Consider the following 18,684-nt stretch of genomic DNA (forward strand, 5'->3'; position numbering starts at 1 on the left):
TCCTTATTACTGGTCGGCCTTGGTGCGGCGCCGGTCGAGGATCACCTGGACCACCAGGACGATCACCGCAACGGCCATCAGCAGCGTCGAGATGGCGTATGCGCCGTATACCGAGTCGGCGGTGCCGCGGTTGTACCGGTCGGCCACCAACAGGGTCAAAGTCTGTGAGGTGCCCGGCAGGTTCGACGACACCATGATCACGGCGCCGAACTCACCGAGCGTGCGGGCGATGGTCAGCACGATGCCGTAGGTCAGGCCCCAGCGGATCGACGGCAAGGTGACCCGCCAGAAGGTCTGCCACCATGACGAACCCAGCGTCGCGGCGGCCTCCTCCTGATCGGTGCCGATCTCGTGCAGCACCGGTTCCACCTCGCGGATGACGAAGGGAACGGTCACGAAGATGCTGGCCAGCACGATGCCGGGCAGACCGAAGATGATCTTGAAGCCCAGGTTGTTCTCGACGAATCCGAACAACCCGGCCGATCCCCACAACAGGATCAGCGCGACACCCACCACCACCGGGGACACCGCGAAGGGCAGGTCGATCACGGCCTGCAACATGCTCTTACCACGGAACTTGTTGCGTGCCAGTACCAATGCCGTCGGAATACCGAACAACACGTTGAGCGGCACGACGATCGCCACCACCAGCAGCGACAGTTGCAACGCCGATATCGCGGCGGGCGTGCCGATCGAGGCGAAGAACGCAGGCAGGCCTGGGGCGAACGTGCGCCACAGGATCAACCCGACCGGCACGATCACCAACACGGCGACATAGATAAGCGCCAGATACCGCGCCAGGTTGCGGATCCACGGTGACAGGATCATGCCGCGAGCTCCTCACGCTTGGCCGCCCGCGATCCGACCGCCCGCAGCACGAACAGCACCAGGAACGAAATGACCAGCAGCACGATCGAAATGGCCGCCGCACCGGTGCGGTCGTCGTTCTCGATCAGGGTTCGGATCCACTGCGACGACACCTCGGTCTCACCGGGCACCGCACCGCCGATCAGCACGACCGATCCGAACTCGCCGATGGCCCGCGAAAACGCCAGCCCCGCACCGGACAACAGCGACGGCAACAGCGCGGGCAGGATCACCGTGGTGAAGATGACCCGGTTGTTGGCCCCGAGCGACGCGGCAGCTTCCTCCACCTCACGGTCGAGTTCGAGCAGCACCGGCTGAACCGAGCGCACCACGAACGGCAGCGTGACGAACAGCAGCGCCACTCCCACACCCCATTTGGTGTGCTGCAGGTGCAGGCCGACCGGGCTCGCCGGGCCGTACAGTGCCAGCATCACCAGGCTCGCCACGATGGTCGGCAACGCGAACGGCAGATCGATCACCGAGTCGACGATGCGCTTTCCCGGGAAGTCGTCGCGGGTCAGCACCCAGGCCACCAGCAGGCCGAACACCAGGTTCACCACGGTGACCCCGGCCGAGATGGTCAGGGTCACCCGGAACGATTCGACCGCGGCGTTCGAGGTGACCGCCAACCAGAAGGCGTGCCAACCACCGCCTGCGGCCTGCCACAGGATCGCCGCCAACGGCAGCAGCACGATCACACTCAGCCAGATCGAGGCGGCCCCGACCCGCAGCGAGGTCGTGCCGTAGCGTCCGCGCACCGCTGCGGGGGCGGAGTCCCCCGCAGCGGCCACGGAGTCAGGATCGGTGTCCGCGGGAGCGGTCATCCCGTCGCCTGCTTGTAGATCTTGGTGATCGAACCATTCTCCTTGTCGAACAGCGCCGGGTCGACCTGACTCCAACCGCCCAGGTCAGCGATCGTCCACAGCTTCTCCGGCGTCGGGAAATCCGCCTTGAAATCGGCGGCGACCGCAGGATCGACCGGCCGGAACCCGGCCTCGGCCCACACCTTCTGCCCTTCGGGCGTGTAGAGGAAATTCTTCAGGGCGTTGGCCGCGTCGGCATGGGCGCTGGTGCTGACCACCGCCACGGGGTTCTCGATCTTGAACGTCTGCGGCGGGTTGATGTGCTCGACGGGCTTGCCCTGCCGTTCGACGTTGATGGCCTCGTTCTCGTAGCTGATCAGCACGTCGCCGGTGCCCTGCAGGAACACGTCGGTGGCCTCCCGGCCCGAACCCGGACGGGTCTTGACATGTTCGGTGACCAGCTTGTTGACGAAGTCAAGGCCCGCCTGCGAATCCTTGCCGCCGTTGCTCTTGGCGGCGTATGGCGCCAGCAGGTTCCACTTCGCCGAGCCCGAGCTCAACGGGCTCGGCGTGACCACCTCGAGGCCGGGCTGCAGCAGATCGTCCCAGTCCTTGATGCCCTTGGGGTTGCCCTTGCGGACCACGAGGGAGACCACGGAACCGAACGGGATGCCCTTGGTGTTGCCTGCGTTCCAGTCCTCGGCGACCTTGCCCGCCTTCACGAGGCGCGTCACGTCCGGCTCGACCGAGAAGTTGACGATGTCGGCCGGTTTGCCGTCGACCACGGCCCTGGACTGGTCGCCCGAGGCTCCGTAGGACGTCGTGACCGCGACGCCCTTGCCCTCCTGGGTCGCGGTGAAGGCCGGGATGATCTTGCTCCAGCCGGGCTCGGGCACCGCGTACGCAACGAGGGTCAATGTCGTCTCGGCACCCCCGGTGGCTCCGTCGCCACCCGCGACGTCGCTCGCGCCGCCACCACACCCGACGACCAGCACCCCGGCGGTGGCCAACACTCCGGCGGTGCGCCAGAACTTGCTGATCTTGTACATGTAGAGCCTTTCGTTGCAGAGAACCGACGATGAGGTTCCGTCACAGCGGAAAGGCGATGGATCAGTATCCGGGCACAAAACAGCCGCTACCGACACCAAACCGCGGACGGGTTGGGATCAGCGACAACAGTGCACATCAGCAACAGCGCAAGAACCCACGGCAATGAGAGCCAGGACATGGCTCTCGTTGCTGCCGGACGCTGCATGCATGGCGCGAAGAATAACAGAGTTCAGCGACAACGCCCGCTCAGCGGGAATCAGCGGGTCAGCAGCGGTCGCGAAAATGCAGTCGCGCGACCGATGGCCGCGACAGTTCACTGGACGCCATGACGCCGTTCGACCTCCGGCCGCTGTTTCCGTTGGAACGGGAATTGCTGCTCGACCTGCTGGCTTCGCTCGACACCGCCGAGTGGACCAAACCGACCGTCTGCCCCGGCTGGGCCGTGCGCGATATCACGGCTCACATTCTCAACGACTACGTGCGACGCCTCTCGGGGCTCCGCGACGGTCATCCGGGCGCGGTGTTCGCCAACGATGAAACCTTGCCGCGCTATCTGGCGCGGACCAACGACGAGTTCGTCCGTGCGATGCGACAGTGCAGCCCCAATACGATGATCGACTTGCTCACTCATCTCGGTCCCCAGCTGGATGACGCCTGGGCGGCCGTGGACCCGGCCGGTCCGGCACACCTCGACGTCTCATGGGCGGGCGCGGGGCCCAGCCCGGCGTGGCTCGACATCGCCCGCGAGTACACCGAGCACTGGGTGCATCAACAGCAAATCCGTGATGCCGTGTCGCGGCCCGGCGCCGACGATGTGACGCTCCTGCACCCGGTGATCGTCACGTTCATGCACGCGGTACCGCATGCTTTGCGTAATCAAAGCCGCCCGCCCGGTACGGCGGTCAGGTTCGAGGTCACCGGCCCGGCGGGAGGCACCTGGGATGTGGTGTCTGACGGTGCGGGGTGGGATCTGACGGCACCGTCTGCCACCGCCCCGGTTGCGACCGTGCGGCTCGACCAGAACACGCTATGGCGGCTGGCCAGCCGCGGCATCACCGTTGAGCAGGGAAGTCGGCGAGCCGAACTGGACGGAGACCGGGGGCTCGCGGAATGCGCGGCATCGTTGCTTGCGGTGGTGGGCTGACAAGCCGCCCGCTCAGCGGGAATCAGCGGGTCAGCAGCCACATCACGATGACCAGCACGACCAGGAGAATCAGGATCAAGGTCACCCGGGACCGGGGCATACCCGTCACAGGTCTTCCCCGTCGTCGACCCGCTCGTCAGCACCGACCCGGCGCAACCGGTGAAGGCCGTCGATTCCCCAGCCGAGCACACCGTCGAGCAGCACCGCGATACCGTACGCCAGGATCAGCACAACGGGCATCACCACCGCGGTCTGGGCGACGAACCCCAGGCCGGTCAGCCACAGCTCGACGCCGTCCCACCAATTGAGGATTGCGGCCATGCCCGCCAGCGTATGCGATGCGCCAAATCATCCCGTTCCACCAGTAACGTTCGACACGCGCGCCACAGGTAGACGGACCACACATCAGCAGTCGATGATGTGCGGATGGTTCTGCAACACCCAGAGACCTCGGACGGCGCATCGGCAGCCGTCGACGGGGACTTCACCCAGGACGCAGAGGGCCCGTCGACCATGACCGCGCCCGTGCCCTACACGCCATCGAGCCTGTTGCGAAACCCGTTCCCGCCGATCGCCGACTACGCATTCCTGTCGGACTGCGAGAACACCTGCCTGATCTCGTCGGCCGGGTCGGTCGAGTGGATGTGCGTGCCGCGGCCGGACTCCCCGAGCGTGTTCGGCGCGATCCTGGACCGCAGCGCGGGCCACTTCCGGCTCGGCCCGTACGGCGTGACGGTGCCGTCGGCACGGCGATACCTGCCGGGCAGCCTCATCCTGGAGACCACCTGGCAGACCCACACCGGGTGGGTCATCGTCCGCGACGCCCTGGTGATGGGCCCGTGGCACGACGTGGAGACGCGGTCGCGCACCCACCGCCGCACCCCGATGGACTGGGACGCCGAGCACATCCTGCTGCGCACCGTGAAATGCGTCAGCGGAACCGTCGAGATGGTGATGAACTGTGAACCGGCATTCGACTATCACCGCAACAGCGCCACCTGGGAGTACTCGGGCCCGGCCTACGGTGAGGCCATCGCGCGGGCCGGCCGTAATCCGGACTCGCATCCCACGCTGCGGCTCACCACCAATCTGCGCATCGGCCTGGAGGGCCGCGAAGCCAGGGCCCGTACCCGGCTCAAAGAGGGTGACAACGTCTTCGTGGCACTGAGTTGGTCGAAGCATCCCGCGCCGCAGACCTACGAGGAAGCCGCGGACAAGATGTGGAAGACCAGCGAGTCGTGGCGGCAGTGGATCAACATCGGCGATTTCCCGGACCACCCGTGGCGGTCGTATCTGCAGCGCAGCGCGTTGACGCTGAAAGGTCTGGTGTACTCCCCCACCGGAGCCCTGTTGGCCGCGCCCACCACGTCGCTGCCGGAAACGCCTCAGGGAGAACGCAACTGGGATTACCGCTACTCGTGGATCCGGGACTCGACGTTCGCGTTGTGGGGCCTGTACACCCTCGGTCTGGACCGCGAGGCCGACGACTTCTTCTCGTTCATCGCCGACGTGTCGGGCGCCAACAACGGTGAGCGCCACCCGTTGCAGGTGATGTACGGCGTAGGCGGGGAACGCAGCCTGGTCGAGGAGGAGCTGCATCACCTCGCGGGCTACGACAACGCCCGCCCGGTCCGGATCGGCAACGGCGCGTACAACCAGAGCCAGCACGACATCTGGGGCACGATGCTGGATTCGGTGTACCTGCACGCGAAGTCCCGCGAACAGATCCCGGAAGCGCTGTGGCCTGTGCTGAAGAACCAGGTCGAAGAGGCGATCCGGCATTGGCGCGAACCGGACCGCGGCATCTGGGAGGTGCGCGGCGAACCGCAGCACTTCACGTCGAGCAAGATCATGTGCTGGGTCGCCCTGGACCGGGGCGCCAAGCTCGCCGAGCTGCAGGGTGAGAAGAGCTACGCCCAGCAGTGGCGTGCGATGGCCGAGGAGATCAAGGCCGACGTGCTGGCCCACGGGGTCGACAAGCGCGGCGTCCTGACCCAGACCTACGGCAGTGATGCGCTGGACGCGTCTCTGCTGCTGGCGGTGTTGACGCGGTTCCTGCCGCCCGACGATCCGCGGATCCGGGCCACGGTGCTGGCGATCGCCGACGAGCTCACCGAAGAGGGCCTCGTGCTGCGCTACCGGGTCGAGGAGACCGACGACGGGCTGTCCGGCGAAGAGGGCACGTTCACGATCTGTTCGTTCTGGCTCGTCTCGGCGCTCGTGGAGATCGGCGAGGTGAGCCGGGCCAAGCACCTCTGTGAGCGCTTGCTGTCGTTCGCCAGCCCGCTGCACCTGTACGCCGAGGAGATCGAGCCGCGTACCGGCAGGCACCTGGGCAACTTCCCGCAGGCGTTCACGCACCTGGCGTTGATCAACGCCGTCGTACACGTCATCCGGGCCGAGGAGGAAGCCGACAGCTCGGGCGTGTTCGTGCCCGCCAACGCGCCGATGTAGGCCCGGCCCTCAGGCGTAACGCGCGGCGCTGTCGTCCGCCCAGGCGATGTCGAACTCGACGACGCGCGGCGCCGGGACGGCCAGCACCACCGGGGTGAGCCGGCTGTTGGATTCGTCGTGTGCGACGCCGGTGACGGCCCGTCCGCCGAATCCCTCGGGGTCGGCCGGGATGCTGACCGTCAGCACCACTTCCGACACGCCGCGTCGTGGTCGCAGGTAGAACTCCGTTCCAGGAGCGAGTGGTCCGTCGAGTTCGGTACCGGCATGGTCCACGATGTCGGCGTCGGACACCGTAGCCGCCGCGCGGTCGGTGGCCCGCAACCGCAACGGCCCCACCAGTCCTGCTGCGGCGGTGGCACCTTCGGCCACAAGCGCCGGTTCGACCGTGCGCAGGCGGGCTATTTCCGCGCCGGCCACCAGGTAGTTGTACAGATGCACGACACGGTCGGGGTTGGGGTACACGCCGGAACCGTTGAGCCGGAACCGAACATCGTTCACCCAGACCCGCGTGTGGCGGTCGTTGACGACGGAAAGCCGGTAGTAGCGGTACCCGCGCGCGTTACGCCCGGATCGGGTGGATGACACCGTCGAGCCGACGCCAAGGGTCCGCGAATGGGTGCCCGCTCCGACGTTGAGCCCCGACGCCGCGACGTCCTCCCACCGCACTCCGTCCGACGACTTCTGCAGCGTCAGCGACACCACCCCGTCGGACTCCAATTCGACCGTGTAGCCCCCTAATTGGGGTTCGCCCTCGAACTCGAAGGTGACCCCGTCGCGATGCGGCCACGCGGCGACCGGAACGTTGCGGGGCCGGTTGTCCAGTGCCAGCCCGTTGGTGAAGAACCAGATCGCGGCCTGCGTCGCCGCAATCGCCTCGTGCTCGGCCACATTCGCCACACCGAGCGGGTACCCCGCGGCGCGTACGCGACGGCTGAGTTCGGCGGTGCCGAGTGTGGGAAACGAGTTGCGGACAATCCAGTCCACCTCGGCCTCGTAGGCCCGAGCCCGGAGATTGGGCACAGCCGAGAAGGTCGCGGTGCGGTAGCGCGACGGCCGGGTCGGTGCGAGCCCGGTGAAGTCCAGCGAATACGCCTCGACGTTGGGGTTCAGCCGGATGAGATCGGTGCGTGCCGACGATCCGTCGGTGAACACCACGGTGTCGACGGTGTGTGAGTACGTGCCGCCGCGGTAGCGCGTCATCGCCGGGGAACCGGTGCGCTGAGGACGCACGCGGGTCTGGACGGAGACCGCGTCGACGATCGGGAAAGACAGAACAGACATCGAGGGTTGACTTTCTTCACGGCTGGAATGCGTGCGTCAACACACCGCGGAGAAGCGGGCGGACAACGCAAGGAGGGGCCTGGCGAGAAAATCAACAACAACAACGCACGTCGAAGCAGCGCGCGATACCAAAGCGCAGCGACTCGACGTGTTGCATGGGCACCACCATACGGCACGGACGCGGTTATGCCCAGTTCACAGCGGGGTGAAAGGTTTGAATCGGTTTGCGCGCTAACCCTGTACCGACCGGCGATTGGCCGTATCGTGGCCGCCGCACCGCACATCTCACCCGTCCGTCGGAGGTAGCACCATGACGTCTGCCCAGAACGAATCGCAGGCCCTCGGCGACCTTGCCGCCCGGCAGCTAGCCAACGCCACGAAAACCGTTCCTCAGCTCTCCACCATCACCCCGCGGTTTTTGCTGCACCTGTTGTCCTGGGTTCCCGTCGAGGCGGGCATCTACCGGGTGAACCGCGTGATCAACCCGGATCGGGTGGCCATCCACTCCGAGGAGGGCACCGGCACCGAAGAGCCGCTGCCCGAAACCTACGTCGACTACGAGACCAGCCCGCGCGAGTACACGCTGCGCGCCATCTCGACGCTGCTCGACGTGCACACCCGGGTGTCCGACCTGTACTCCAGCCCGCACGACCAGGTGGCCCAGCAGCTGCGGCTGACCATCGAGACGATCAAGGAACGCCAGGAGTACGAGCTGGTCAACAACCCGGAGTACGGCCTGCTCTCGCAGGTGACCCCGGAGCAGACGATCCAGACGCTTGCCGGTGCCCCGACTCCCGACGATCTCGACGCGCTGATCACCAAGGTGTGGAAGACACCCGCGTTCTTCCTGACCAACCCGCTGGGCGTGGCCGCGTTCGGCCGCGAGGCCACCTACCGGGGCGTGCCGCCGCCAGTGGTCAGCCTGTTCGGTGCGCAGTTCATCACGTGGCGCGGCATCCCGATCGTGCCGTCGGACAAGGTTCCGGTGACCGACGGCAAGACCAAGTTCATCCTGGTGCGCACCGGCGAGGAGCGCCAGGGTGTGGTCGGTCTGTTCCAGCCGGGGCTCGTCGGTGAGCAGGCGCCGGGCCTGTCGGTGAGGTTCACCGGCATCAACCGGTCGGCCATCGCGTCGTACCTGGTGACGCTCTACTCGTCGCTGGCGGTGCTCACCGACGATGCGCTCGCCGTGCTCGACGACGTCGCAGTGGACCAGTTCCATGAGTACAAGTGAGTACAGATCGATAGATGGCGAGGGCGACCTGCCCATCAGCGCGGCCGAACTGGCCGCGCTGGCAACGCAGCTGTTCGCCACCAGCATCCGGCCGGGCCCGGACAGCCCGCCGTCGGCCACCCCGGTCGCGCCGCGGGCCAGCGTGCCGGACGTCACGACGGCGACCTCGGCAGGTGCCGCCGCAGCCGGTGCCGGGCATCCGGGTGTCCCGGCCGAGTTCGCCCCGGTGCCGGATGTCTACGTCCCGGCGCCGACGTCACCCGAGCCGGAACTCCCACCCGGTGTGGTTCCGCCTGCGCCGCGCGGTAACGCAGCGAGCCCCATCGCGCCGATCGGGGGTTTGGCGGCGTTCGCGGTGCCGACGACCGGGATCGTGCCGACCGTGCCTGGTGTGCTGGCCGGTTCTGCGCCGGTGGCTCCCCCGGCACCACGCGGGTCTGCCCCGGTCTGGCCGGGAACGGTGCCGGACGTGCCGGACCTCGGATGGGCAGGCACGCCGGCACCGTCCGATGATGCCGCGGGCTACTACTTCCTGAAACCTGCACCTGCTGAGCCGGTTCCGGTCGTTCCCGACGATCACGCGATCTTCGACGTCAACGCGATCCGCGCCGACTTCCCGATCCTGCGGGAGACTGTCAACGGCAAGCCGCTGATCTGGTTCGACAACGCGGCCACCACACAGAAGCCGCAGTCGGTGATCGACCGGCTCGCGTACTTCTACGCCCACGAGAACTCCAACATCCACCGCGCCGCACACGAACTGGCGGCGCGGGCCACGGACGCCTACGAGGATGCCCGGGAAGCGGTGCGCCGGTTCATCGGCGCGGCCAAGAGCGAGGAGATCATCTTCGTCCGGGGGACCACCGAGGCCATCAACCTGGTGGCCTACGCGTGGGGTGGCAAGCACCTGGGCCCGGGTGACGAGATCGTCATCACGCATCTCGAGCATCACGCGAACATCGTTCCGTGGCAGCTGATCTCGCAACAGACCGGTGCGGTCCTCAAGGTCGCGCCGGTCGACGACGCGGGTAACCTGCTGCTGAGCGAGTTCGAGGATCTGCTCGGTCCCCGGACGAAACTCGTTGCCGCCACCCAGGTCTCGAATGCACTGGGCACGGTGACGCCGGTCAAGACGATCGTCGAGCTGGGGCACCGGTACGGCGCACGGGTGCTGATCGACGGCGCCCAGTCCATTCCCCACATCCCGATCGACGTCGCGGAGACCGGTGCGGACTTCTTCGTGTTCTCCGGACACAAGATCTACGGGCCCACCGGCATCGGTGCGCTGTACGGGCGCGAGGATGCGCTGGCCGAGACCCCACCGTGGCAGGGCGGCGGCAACATGATCGCCGACGTGACGTTGGAGCGCTCGCTGTATCAGGGTCCGCCCAACAAGTTCGAGGCCGGAACGGGCAACATCGCCGATGCGGTGGGGCTCGGCGAGGCCCTGCGTTACGTGGAACGCGTCGGGATAGAACGCATCGCGGCGTACGAGCACGCGCTGCTCGAATACGCCACCCCGCGGCTGGCCGCCATTCCAGGTGTGCGGCTGGTGGGCACCGCGCAGGAGAAGGCCAGCGTGTTGTCGTTCGTGCTGGCCGGCCACGAGCCGCTCGAGGTCGGTAAGGCGCTCAACGCAGAAGGCATCGCGGTGCGCGCCGGACATCACTGCGCACAACCGATCCTGCGGCGGCTCGGCCTGGAGGCGACGGTGCGCCCGTCGTTCGCGTTCTACAACACGTTCGACGAGATCGACGTGTTCCTCGACGCGGTCCGCCGCATCGCCGAGGGCTCGCCCTGACACTGCCGGCTCGGCAGCATCGTCAGTACGTGCGTGGCGCGCCGCTCGGCGCGATGCCGTGATGCAGCTCGGCGACGTCGGGGTGTGCGCGCGTGCGCGACTTCCACGCGTTCTCGCCGTAGGTGTTGAAAATCGGGTTCGCCGGGTCGGTCTCGACACCGCGCGACAGCGCCGCCAGCTCTGGCGGCAGGGAGATGACCGGCACGAGCGCGTCGAGCGCCGGATTGAGGAAGTACGGGATCGAGACGCGGTCACGCCCCGGCGGCGGCGCCAGCACCCGGTGCCGCGTCGCGCGCAGGTAGCCACCCGTGGCGACCTCGAGCAACTCCCCGATGTTGACGATCAACGCGCCGTCGAGCGGCGGCACGTCGACCCACCGCCCCGGTTCCGCCTCCACCTGAAGGCCTTCCGATCCCGGCTCCACCAAGAGCAGCGTCAGTACGCCGGAGTCCTTGTGGGCGCCGACACCCTGTGACGTGTCACCGGTGCCCGGGTAGCGCACGACCTTGATGAGTGTGGCGGGCAGGTCGGCGAACGCGGCGTCGAACGTGTCCTCCGCCGCCCCGAGCGACACCGCCCACTGCCGTAGCAGCCGCAGGCCCACGGCCGAGAGCGTGCGATCCCAATCCTCGAACGCCGCACGGAATCCCGCGGGCTGCGCGGGCCACAGGTTCGGACCCTGCAGTCGCCAGTAGCCCCCGGCGTCTGGCAGCACCTGCCGTTCGGGCCCGATGTCGATCTGCTCGCGCCAGTCGACCTCGCCGTTGGTGAGCTCGCCCCCGATACGCGAGTAGCCGCGGAACTGCGGGCTCCGCAACTGGCTGATCTCGTTCTTGGCGGCGACCGGCAGCGCGAAGAACTCTCGCGCCAAACGCAGTACCCGGTCGGCCTTCTCGGACTCGACGCCGTGCCCGGTCAGATAGAAGAACCCGATGTCGTGGGCGGCCTCGCGCAGGCGCGCCCGGAACCGCTCGGAAGCCGCATCCGCATCACGGAGATCGAGAACCGGAAGCATGCGTCCGAGGCTACCGACGCGTCGTCGCGGCAAACAACCGTCGAATCAGCGTGCGCCGATCTCTGGGCATCCGCGGTGTCCGAGCACATCATCGAGGCATGGCACACCTGGCACCACTGACCGACGACAGATCACGCAAGACGATCGACACAGCCATCGGCGTGCTGGTCGGCTTGCGTGGCTGCACCCCGGAGCAGGCGTTCACCGAACTCGTGCGGGTTGTACACCAGACCGGCATCGGAATCGGGAGTATTTCCTCAGGGCTGGTGGCGATGGCCAGCGGGTCGTCGTCGGCCGACGACGCCGAGGTGTTCACGGCGTGGGGCGGCCTCATCGCCGAATCGCGTTGAGTCCACGCGGCGCCGACATCAGGGTGCTCGACACCGAAGCGGATCTGACCAAGGCGCTCAACCTGTTCCGTACCGCGATGGTGGGCTTTCCCCAGCTGTCCGGACTGGCGAAAGGACGGATCCGGCAGATCTTGGAACCGGGCCGCACGTTCGGCGCATTCGTCGACGGCCATCTGGTGGGCACCACCGATTCCGCGACCAGTTCGCTCACCGTGCCCGGGGGCAAGCTCGTGGGGCACGCCGCGGTGACCCACGTCGGAGTGCTGCCCTCGCACACCCGACGCGGGATCGCCACCGACCTGATGCGTCGTCAGCTCCGTGACATTCGTGACCGGGGCGAAGCGGTCGCAACCCTGCGGGCCTCGGAGGCCACCATCTACGGGCGGTTCGGCTACGCGCCCGCGAGCTTCACCACGACGGTGGATCTGTCGACCAAGCGGACGCGGCTGCGGCCGGACGTCGGTCACGGCGGGCCTGTCCGGTTGATCGACCTGGACGAATCGTGGCGGCTGCTGCCGCAGATCTACGCGGCCAACCGGCCCGACCGACCGGGCACCATCGACCGCCCCGCGGTGTGGTGGCATTCTCAGCAGCTGCGCGCCGAGGGCACGAGCGGGCCCGGCTACGTGGTGGTCCACGGTGAGCCGGGACATGAAACAGGTTTCGCGAGATACCATCCCGTCGACACCGAGGCCTGGTTCGTCAGTGCGCACCGCACCGTGGTGGTGGACGACTTCTTCGCTCCCACCGCCGACGCCTACCTCGGGCTGTTGCGCTTCTTCCTCGATCTTGACCTGATCGACCGGGTGGTGTTCCAGATGCTGCCGACCGACGATCCCCTGCCGTGGCTGCTCTCCGACCGGCGGGCGGCAACCGCAGGCGGTGCCCGCGACGAAACGTGGTTGCGGATCGTCGACGCCGCAGCCGCTTTGGCGGCGAGGGACTACAACGACGGCGGCTCGGTCACCCTTCGGGTGCACGACGCCCTGCTGCCGGAGAACTCGGCGACCTACTCGATCTCACCATCGGGCGCGGAATCGACACGTGGCGATGCGCAGTTGGAGGCCGGGATCGACGCCGTGGCAGCAGCCCTGCTCGGCGCGACGTCATGGCGCACCCTGGCGTTCAACGGCTCGGTGCGGGTCAACGAACCCGCCGCGCTAGTCACCGCCGACCGTCTGTTCTCGGTACCACTGCAACCACACAGCGGCATCTTCTTCTGACGGTCGATAACTTCGGGGTGATCGAAACCGTTGGCCGACAGTGAATCCTGGCCGAGGATAGGGACATGAATTCGGTGCGGTCACGGCGTCACACCCGCGATGACGCTGTTTGACGTCACCGATCTCGCCGTCACCATCCACACCGGGAACCGCGCTCGCGGACGGCGAGCGGTGCGGGCGGTCGAGTCGATCAGTTTCTCGGTGGAGTCCGGTCAGACCGCCGCGATCGTGGGTGAATCCGGTTCCGGTAAGAGCGTGTCCCTGCTGGCGGCCACCCGGCTGCTCGGCGCCCGGGCCGAGACGACGGGCTCCGTCCGCTTCGCCGGCCAGGATCTGCTGTCGGTGAGCGAACCCGAACTGCGCCGAATCCTGGGCAAGGACATCGGTTTCGTGTTCCAGGATCCTCAGAGCAATCTGCACCCGTTCAAGTCGGTCGGGCACCAGATCGACGAAGTGCTGCGCATCCACACCCGCGCCGGGCGCCGTGCACGCCGCGAACGGGTCGAGGAGTTGCTCGCAGAGGTCGGCATCCCGGCCGGCGGCTACGACAGTTTCCCGGCGGAGTTCTCGGGCGGCATGCGGCAACGCGCGATGATCGCGATGGCGATCGCACTGAACCCCGCGCTCATCATCGCCGACGAACCGACCACCGCGCTCGACGTCAGCGTGCAAGCCGGAGTTCTCAAACTGCTCAAGCGACTACAGCGCGAGCACGGCACCGCGATCCTGTTCGTCAGCCACGACCTCGGAGTCGTTCACGAGGTCGCCGACACCGTCACCGTGGTCAAAGACGGCCGGGTGGTGGAAAGTGGCTCCCGGGACCGGATCTACGGCCGACCACAGGAGCAGTACACGCGAGACCTGTTGGCGGCGTCGCTGTTGCACACGGTGGACGCCGGGCGCGGCCTCGATGCAGCCGAACCGGCGGACACCACTGAATCTCTGCTGACCGTGCGACGGCTGCGCAAGAGCTATCCCGCCCGTACCCGCCGCGAGCGTACAACCGTGGTCGAAGGCCTCGACTTCACCATCAGCCCCGGCGAGATCGTCGGCCTGGTCGGTGAATCGGGGTCGGGAAAATCGACGGTCGGGCGGATCGTCGCCGGGCTGCAGTATGCCGACGCCGGCGAGATCACGCTGGCCGGTAACCATTTCCCCACCGCGGTCGACGACGGCGTGCCGCCGCTGCCTGCCACCGCGCGCCGTGACGTCCAACTGGTGTTCCAGGATCCCTACTCGAGCCTCAACCCCCGCCGTACCGTCGCGGCATCCCTGGCAGAACCCCTGCGCGCACAGCACGTCGACAGCGCCGTGATCGTGGCCCGCGTGGCAAGCGCGGCCGACGACGCCCGGTTGCCCCACTCACTGCTCGACCGCTACCCCGCCGAACTGTCCGGCGGACAACGGCAACGGGCCGCGTTCGCCCGGGCGCTCGTGCTGCAACCCCGGCTGATCGTCGCCGACGAAGCCCTGTCCTCGCTGGACGTCACGACGCAGAGCGAGATCATCTCGCTCGTCCAGCAGTTGGTGCGCGACCACCGCACGGCCTTCCTGTTCATCACCCACGACCTCGGCGTGGTGTCGTCCATCGCGCACCGGGTGATCGTGCTGGGACCGGACGGGGTGGAGGAGATCGGTGCCACCGCGGACGTCTTCTCTGCGCCCCGGTCGGCATACACCCGCCGGCTCCTCGATGCCATCCCCCGCCTGAAGGCCTCATGACCGATCTCCTGCTGAAACCCACTGTTGCCGTTGATCCCTCGACGCCCCTACGCCACGGCCGGGTGCGGTCGTTGCTGCGCGATCCGGGTCTCGTGGCCGGCTCGGCGCTGGTGGCCGTGGTGCTGCTGGCCGCGGTGAGCGCACCCGCTGTCGCCGCCGTCGTCGGTCATGGCCCGAACGAGCAGTTCCCCGACGAGACCCTCGATGCGGCCGGGCTACCGATCACCGGCGGCAACGGATTCCTGCTCGGCGCCGACGGCAGCGGTCGCGACGTTCTCGTCCGCACGCTCTATGGCGCGCGGGTGTCGCTGGCCATCGGCATACCCGCCACCACGATCGCGATGCTCGTCGGCCTGGTGATCGGACTGGCCGGCGGGTACTTCGGCGGGCGACTCGACGCCGCGCTCTCCGAACTGACCAACGTCGCGCTGGCCTTCCCGTTCCTGGTGACGGCCCTGAGCGTGGTCACCCTCAACCGGGGTACCGCGGGCACCACTGTGGTCGACCCGATCATCGTCGTGATCGGCATCATCGCACTGTTCTCCTGGACCTATTTCGCGCGGCTGGTACGCAATTCGGTGATCGAGATCAAGTCCAAACCGTTCGTGTTGGCTTCGATCGGTGCGGGCAGTTCGCCTTCGCGGGTGATCCTGCGCGAGATCCTGCCCAATATCGCCCCGACCGTGGTCATCTACTGGGCTGTGCAGTTGCCGATCAACATCATCGCGGAGGCGTCGCTGTCCTACCTCGGTGTCGGCATCAGGCCGCCGACTCCGAGCTGGGGCACCATGATCGCCAACGCGCAGGACTCCGCGCTGTATCAGACGCAACCGCTCATGCTCGTCGCCCCCGCGGGCGCGCTGTTCGTCACGGTGCTGGGCTTCAACGTGTTGAGCACAGCGCTGCGCAATCGGTTCGACCCGAGCGCGGCTCGGTGAGGCGCACCCTGCTCTGGCGTTCCGCACGCATGGTGGTCACGGTGTTCGCCGTCGTGCTCGTGACCTTCGGACTCACCAAGGTCGCCTATCAGAATCCGGCTCGGATGCTGGCGCCCGAGAACGCGTCCCAGCAGACCGTGGATGCCATCGCGAACAGCCTGCGCCTCAACGATCCATGGTATGTGCAGCTGTGGCACTACGTCGTACGCGGTCCGGAGATCAAGGGCACTCCCACGGGCCTTCTCAATTGGCCGCCGAGCCTTGGCTATTCGTACCGGGAACAGCGCCCGGTCACCGATCTGATCCTGGAGAAGATCCCGGCCACCCTCAGCCTGGCCGTCGGCGCCCTGGTGCTGTGGATCAGTCTGTCGATCCTGCTCGGGGTTTACGCGGCCCGTAAACCGGGCGGCGTCTTCGACGCGGTCACGTCGGCGATTTCGTATGTGTTCCTGTCGGTCCCGACGTTCGTCACGGGCGTGATCCTGCTGTTTGTGCTTTACTACCAGCTTTCCCTGGCAGGCGTGAAGTGGTTTCCCAGCGGCGGATACGTCGCGCTGACCACGTCACCGTCCGAGTGGGCCAGGCACCTGTTGTTGCCCTGGCTGACACTGGTATTGGCCGAGGTGGGCTTGTTCCAACGTGTGGTACGGGCGTCGGTCCTCGAGGTGTCGAACAAAGATTTCATCCGCACGGCCCGCGCGAAGGGCGTCGCGCCGCACGGGGTCTATTTCAACCATGCCCTTTCGGCCGCGCTCAACCCGATCCTGACGCTGGGCGCGATCGAGTTCGCCACGATCCTGGGTGGCGCGATCATCACCGAACAGATCTTCGGCATCGACGGCGTCGGCAGGCTTGCCGTCAACGCCGCCAACAACGGCGACGCTCCCGTCGTGATCGGCTGCACGCTGCTGGGCGCCGTGATCTTTGTGCTCTCCACGTTCGCCGTCGACGTCGTCGCCACTGCCCGCAGCGGTAAATGACCTGCAGGCCAAACGAATTCCGCGCACACCCGAGAAAGGTACGAACAATGAACTTGAGAGGCCGTCGCGTCATCGCGGTCGCGTTGAGCACCACACTGCTGGTCGCGGCCTGCGGCCGCGGCGACGATCGATCCGCTGCGGTCGACCCTGCGGAGCTGTCCGGTGGGACACTCCACGTCGCCTCGGTCGGTGACGTCGACGCGCTCGACCCGCTGATCGCCTACTCCGCGGAGTCGTGGCAGGTCATCCGGGCGACCACGCGGCAGCTGGTCACGTATGCCGGCAACAAGGACGGGATCGGCAAGGACACCGAGGTGGTGCCCGATCTCGCGGAGAGCTGGGACATCAGCCCGGACCGCAAGACCTACACGTTCCATCTCCGCGACAACATCAACTTCTCCGGGGCCAGCACGCGACCGATCACCGCGCAGGACTTCGTCTATGCGGTCAAGCGGTTCCCCGACCCCAACGCACAGGTCAGCGCGATCACCTACTACAACGCGCTGTTCGAAGGCTTCAAGGAGTACTCCGACGAGTTCGCCAAGGTGCCCACCGGGGATCTCGCCGCGGTCAAGAACTTCATCGACAGCCACGACATCAGCGGGCTGAAAGCCGTGGACGACAAGACTTTACAGCTGACGCTGACCCAGCCGGCCAGTGACATCCTGGACATCCTGACCCTCAATTTCGTCACCCCGCTGCCCGAGGAAGTCGTGTCGAAGTACTTCGCCGACAGCCTGGAATTCCGCAAGAACTATGTGTCCAGCGGCCCGTACTACATCGAGTCCCTCGATCCGGGCAAGCAGTTGACGCTCGCGAAGGTGCCCGAGTACAACGCCGCGGGCGATCCGCGAAAGGCATACGCCGACAAGATCGTCTTCGACACCACGGTCAGCTCGGCCGACGCCGTGTCGCAGCAACTGCAGACCGGCACCGCCGACATCGGGCTGTACGTGCGGGCCTTCCCCGCCAACGTCATCGCGCAGTACAAGAAGACCGACCCTGAACATCTGCATGCGTCGGCGAGCGGGTCGGCGATCTTCATCAGCCAGAACAACCCGGCGGACCCGAAAACACCTGCGCAGCAGGCATTCAAGGATCTACGGGTCCGGCAGGCGTTCAACTACTCGCTCAACCGGGCGGACGTGGTCCGTGGTCTCGGCGGCCCGGACTCGGCCATTCCCAGCAATGAGATCTTGACCTCCACGATCGTCGGTTACACGGGGAAGAACCCGTACCCGACACCGGAGGACAAGGGCGATCCCGACAAGGCAAAGGCATTGCTCGCGGAGGCGGGCAAGCCGGGTCTCACGGTCAACGTGGCATATCGCAACAATCCGGAATTCGAGAAGATCGCGACGTCGGTGCAGACGTCGGCGGCGCGGGCGGGGATCAACGTCAAGCTCACCCCCATCGCGGCCGACAGCTGGGGCGCATTCGACGCGTTCCTCGGTGACAAGACGAAACTCGACCAGTGGGATCTGGCGATCACGAACTGGACGCCGGACTGGCAGGGCAACAGCGCCAGGATGACGCTGGGCGGTTGGCTGGACTCCGACTTCGCCCCGGGCGGCACCTGGAACGGCGTCACTTATCACAATCCCAGGCTCAACGAAGCCGTCAACCGCGCGTTCGCAGCCCAGGATCCGACTGCCGACTGGCAGGAGGCCAACACGATCGCGACGGAAGACCTGGCCTGGTTCCCGCTCATCGAGCGGGTGAAGACCGTGCCGACGTCCGACCGGGTCACCAACTGGACCTGGCAGTCGCTCGGGAACAACGCCGACATCACCAACATCGCGGTCAACGGATAGCGCGGTCG

The 18,684-nt window shown here is 67.0% G+C and carries 17 protein-coding genes; 10 read left to right on the top strand and 7 right to left on the bottom strand.

Annotated elements, in window-relative coordinates:
* Positions 1-6: 6 nt before the first annotated feature.
* The 4 genes from cysW to G6N67_RS39785 form a co-directional block, all read right to left on the bottom strand.
* On the bottom strand, positions 7-828 hold the full coding sequence (gene cysW / locus G6N67_RS37470; protein ID WP_036442775.1) for a sulfate ABC transporter permease subunit CysW: 822 nt from the start codon (positions 826-828) through the stop codon (positions 7-9).
* A complete protein-coding gene (gene cysT / locus G6N67_RS37475) occupies positions 825-1,691 on the bottom strand; it encodes a sulfate ABC transporter permease subunit CysT (RefSeq protein ID WP_036442773.1) in 867 nt (288 codons plus the stop codon). The genes cysW and cysT overlap by 4 nt, the downstream gene beginning before the upstream one ends.
* Complete coding sequence (locus G6N67_RS37480; RefSeq protein ID WP_036442771.1) at positions 1,688-2,719, bottom strand: sulfate ABC transporter substrate-binding protein; 1,032 nt, start codon at positions 2,717-2,719, stop codon at positions 1,688-1,690. Before G6N67_RS37480 ends, cysT begins: the two co-directional genes overlap by 4 nt.
* A gap of 117 nt (positions 2,720-2,836) precedes the next feature.
* Positions 2,837-2,929: an Ms4533A family Cys-rich leader peptide gene (locus G6N67_RS39785; protein WP_368859020.1), complete on the bottom strand. Its 93-nt coding sequence runs from the start codon at positions 2,927-2,929 to the stop codon at positions 2,837-2,839.
* A gap of 116 nt (positions 2,930-3,045) precedes the next feature.
* On the opposite strand from G6N67_RS39785, the gene G6N67_RS37485 reads away from it, so the two are divergent.
* Positions 3,046-3,864: a maleylpyruvate isomerase N-terminal domain-containing protein gene (locus G6N67_RS37485; RefSeq protein WP_036442769.1), complete on the top strand. Its 819-nt coding sequence runs from the start codon at positions 3,046-3,048 to the stop codon at positions 3,862-3,864.
* 105 nt (positions 3,865-3,969) lie between these two features.
* On the opposite strand, the gene G6N67_RS37490 is transcribed toward G6N67_RS37485, so the two are convergent.
* Entirely contained in the window at positions 3,970-4,185 is a 216-nt protein-coding gene (locus G6N67_RS37490) for a hypothetical protein (protein WP_036442767.1), read from the bottom strand.
* A gap of 105 nt (positions 4,186-4,290) precedes the next feature.
* Between G6N67_RS37490 and G6N67_RS37495 the strand changes: the two genes are divergently transcribed.
* A complete protein-coding gene (locus tag G6N67_RS37495; protein WP_036442765.1) occupies positions 4,291-6,318 on the top strand; it encodes a glycoside hydrolase family 15 protein in 2,028 nt (675 codons plus the stop codon).
* A 9-nt stretch (positions 6,319-6,327) separates the two neighbouring features.
* Here G6N67_RS37495 and G6N67_RS37500 read toward each other — a convergent pair whose 3' ends face one another.
* On the bottom strand, positions 6,328-7,599 hold the full coding sequence (locus G6N67_RS37500) for a thioester domain-containing protein (protein ID WP_036442763.1): 1,272 nt from the start codon (positions 7,597-7,599) through the stop codon (positions 6,328-6,330).
* 310 nt (positions 7,600-7,909) lie between these two features.
* On the opposite strand from G6N67_RS37500, the gene G6N67_RS37505 reads away from it, so the two are divergent.
* Positions 7,910-8,833, top strand: a complete 924-nt coding sequence (locus G6N67_RS37505) for a family 2A encapsulin nanocompartment shell protein (RefSeq protein WP_036442761.1) — start codon at positions 7,910-7,912, stop codon at positions 8,831-8,833.
* Positions 8,820-10,634 (top strand): family 2A encapsulin nanocompartment cargo protein cysteine desulfurase, encoded by a 1,815-nt coding sequence (locus tag G6N67_RS37510; RefSeq protein WP_036442759.1) that lies wholly within the window; start codon positions 8,820-8,822, stop codon positions 10,632-10,634. The genes G6N67_RS37505 and G6N67_RS37510 overlap by 14 nt, the downstream gene beginning before the upstream one ends.
* 22 nt (positions 10,635-10,656) lie before the next feature.
* Here the strand turns inward: G6N67_RS37510 and G6N67_RS37515 are convergent, their stop codons facing one another.
* Complete coding sequence (locus G6N67_RS37515) at positions 10,657-11,649, bottom strand: isopenicillin N synthase family dioxygenase (RefSeq protein WP_036442757.1); 993 nt, start codon at positions 11,647-11,649, stop codon at positions 10,657-10,659.
* A 98-nt stretch (positions 11,650-11,747) separates the two neighbouring features.
* On the opposite strand from G6N67_RS37515, the gene G6N67_RS37520 reads away from it, so the two are divergent.
* The 6 genes from G6N67_RS37520 (at position 11,748) to G6N67_RS37545 (ending at position 18,676) form a co-directional block, all read left to right on the top strand.
* Complete coding sequence (locus tag G6N67_RS37520; RefSeq protein WP_036442755.1) at positions 11,748-11,999, top strand: ANTAR domain-containing protein; 252 nt, start codon at positions 11,748-11,750, stop codon at positions 11,997-11,999.
* Positions 11,969-13,222 (top strand): GNAT family N-acetyltransferase, encoded by a 1,254-nt coding sequence (locus tag G6N67_RS37525; protein WP_229481016.1) that lies wholly within the window; start codon positions 11,969-11,971, stop codon positions 13,220-13,222. The genes G6N67_RS37520 and G6N67_RS37525 overlap by 31 nt, the downstream gene beginning before the upstream one ends.
* Before the next feature lie 99 nt (positions 13,223-13,321).
* Positions 13,322-14,944, top strand: coding sequence for a dipeptide ABC transporter ATP-binding protein (locus tag G6N67_RS37530; RefSeq protein ID WP_036442752.1), 1,623 nt, complete (start codon positions 13,322-13,324; stop codon positions 14,942-14,944).
* Positions 14,941-15,882 (top strand): ABC transporter permease, encoded by a 942-nt coding sequence (locus G6N67_RS37535; protein ID WP_036442750.1) that lies wholly within the window; start codon positions 14,941-14,943, stop codon positions 15,880-15,882. Before G6N67_RS37530 ends, G6N67_RS37535 begins: the two co-directional genes overlap by 4 nt.
* Positions 15,879-16,862: an ABC transporter permease gene (locus G6N67_RS37540; protein WP_036442748.1), complete on the top strand. Its 984-nt coding sequence runs from the start codon at positions 15,879-15,881 to the stop codon at positions 16,860-16,862. Before G6N67_RS37535 ends, G6N67_RS37540 begins: the two co-directional genes overlap by 4 nt.
* A 47-nt stretch (positions 16,863-16,909) precedes the next feature.
* Positions 16,910-18,676, top strand: a complete 1,767-nt coding sequence (locus tag G6N67_RS37545; RefSeq protein WP_036442746.1) for an ABC transporter substrate-binding protein — start codon at positions 16,910-16,912, stop codon at positions 18,674-18,676.
* Positions 18,677-18,684: the final 8 nt, after the last annotated feature.

Origin of the sequence: Mycolicibacterium mageritense, assembly GCF_010727475.1 — a bacterium.
GTDB lineage: Bacteria > Actinomycetota > Actinomycetes > Mycobacteriales > Mycobacteriaceae > Mycobacterium > Mycobacterium mageritense.

Coding starts and splice junctions, on each gene's coding strand:
- G6N67_RS37500 (WP_036442763.1), bottom strand. CDS start 7,599: ATGTCTGTTCTGTCTTTCCCGATCGTCGACGCGGTCTCCGTCCAGACC.
- G6N67_RS39785 (WP_368859020.1), bottom strand. CDS start 2,929: ATGCATGCAGCGTCCGGCAGCAACGAGAGCCATGTCCTGGCTCTCATT.
- G6N67_RS37520 (WP_036442755.1), top strand. CDS start 11,748: ATGGCACACCTGGCACCACTGACCGACGACAGATCACGCAAGACGATC.
- cysT (WP_036442773.1), bottom strand. CDS start 1,691: ATGACCGCTCCCGCGGACACCGATCCTGACTCCGTGGCCGCTGCGGGG.
- G6N67_RS37530 (WP_036442752.1), top strand. CDS start 13,322: ATGACGCTGTTTGACGTCACCGATCTCGCCGTCACCATCCACACCGGG.
- cysW (WP_036442775.1), bottom strand. CDS start 828: ATGATCCTGTCACCGTGGATCCGCAACCTGGCGCGGTATCTGGCGCTT.
- G6N67_RS37480 (WP_036442771.1), bottom strand. CDS start 2,719: ATGTACAAGATCAGCAAGTTCTGGCGCACCGCCGGAGTGTTGGCCACC.
- G6N67_RS37545 (WP_036442746.1), top strand. CDS start 16,910: ATGAACTTGAGAGGCCGTCGCGTCATCGCGGTCGCGTTGAGCACCACA.
- G6N67_RS37535 (WP_036442750.1), top strand. CDS start 14,941: ATGACCGATCTCCTGCTGAAACCCACTGTTGCCGTTGATCCCTCGACG.
- G6N67_RS37505 (WP_036442761.1), top strand. CDS start 7,910: ATGACGTCTGCCCAGAACGAATCGCAGGCCCTCGGCGACCTTGCCGCC.
- G6N67_RS37515 (WP_036442757.1), bottom strand. CDS start 11,649: ATGCTTCCGGTTCTCGATCTCCGTGATGCGGATGCGGCTTCCGAGCGG.
- G6N67_RS37510 (WP_036442759.1), top strand. CDS start 8,820: ATGAGTACAAGTGAGTACAGATCGATAGATGGCGAGGGCGACCTGCCC.
- G6N67_RS37490 (WP_036442767.1), bottom strand. CDS start 4,185: ATGGCCGCAATCCTCAATTGGTGGGACGGCGTCGAGCTGTGGCTGACC.
- G6N67_RS37485 (WP_036442769.1), top strand. CDS start 3,046: ATGACGCCGTTCGACCTCCGGCCGCTGTTTCCGTTGGAACGGGAATTG.
- G6N67_RS37495 (WP_036442765.1), top strand. CDS start 4,291: ATGGTTCTGCAACACCCAGAGACCTCGGACGGCGCATCGGCAGCCGTC.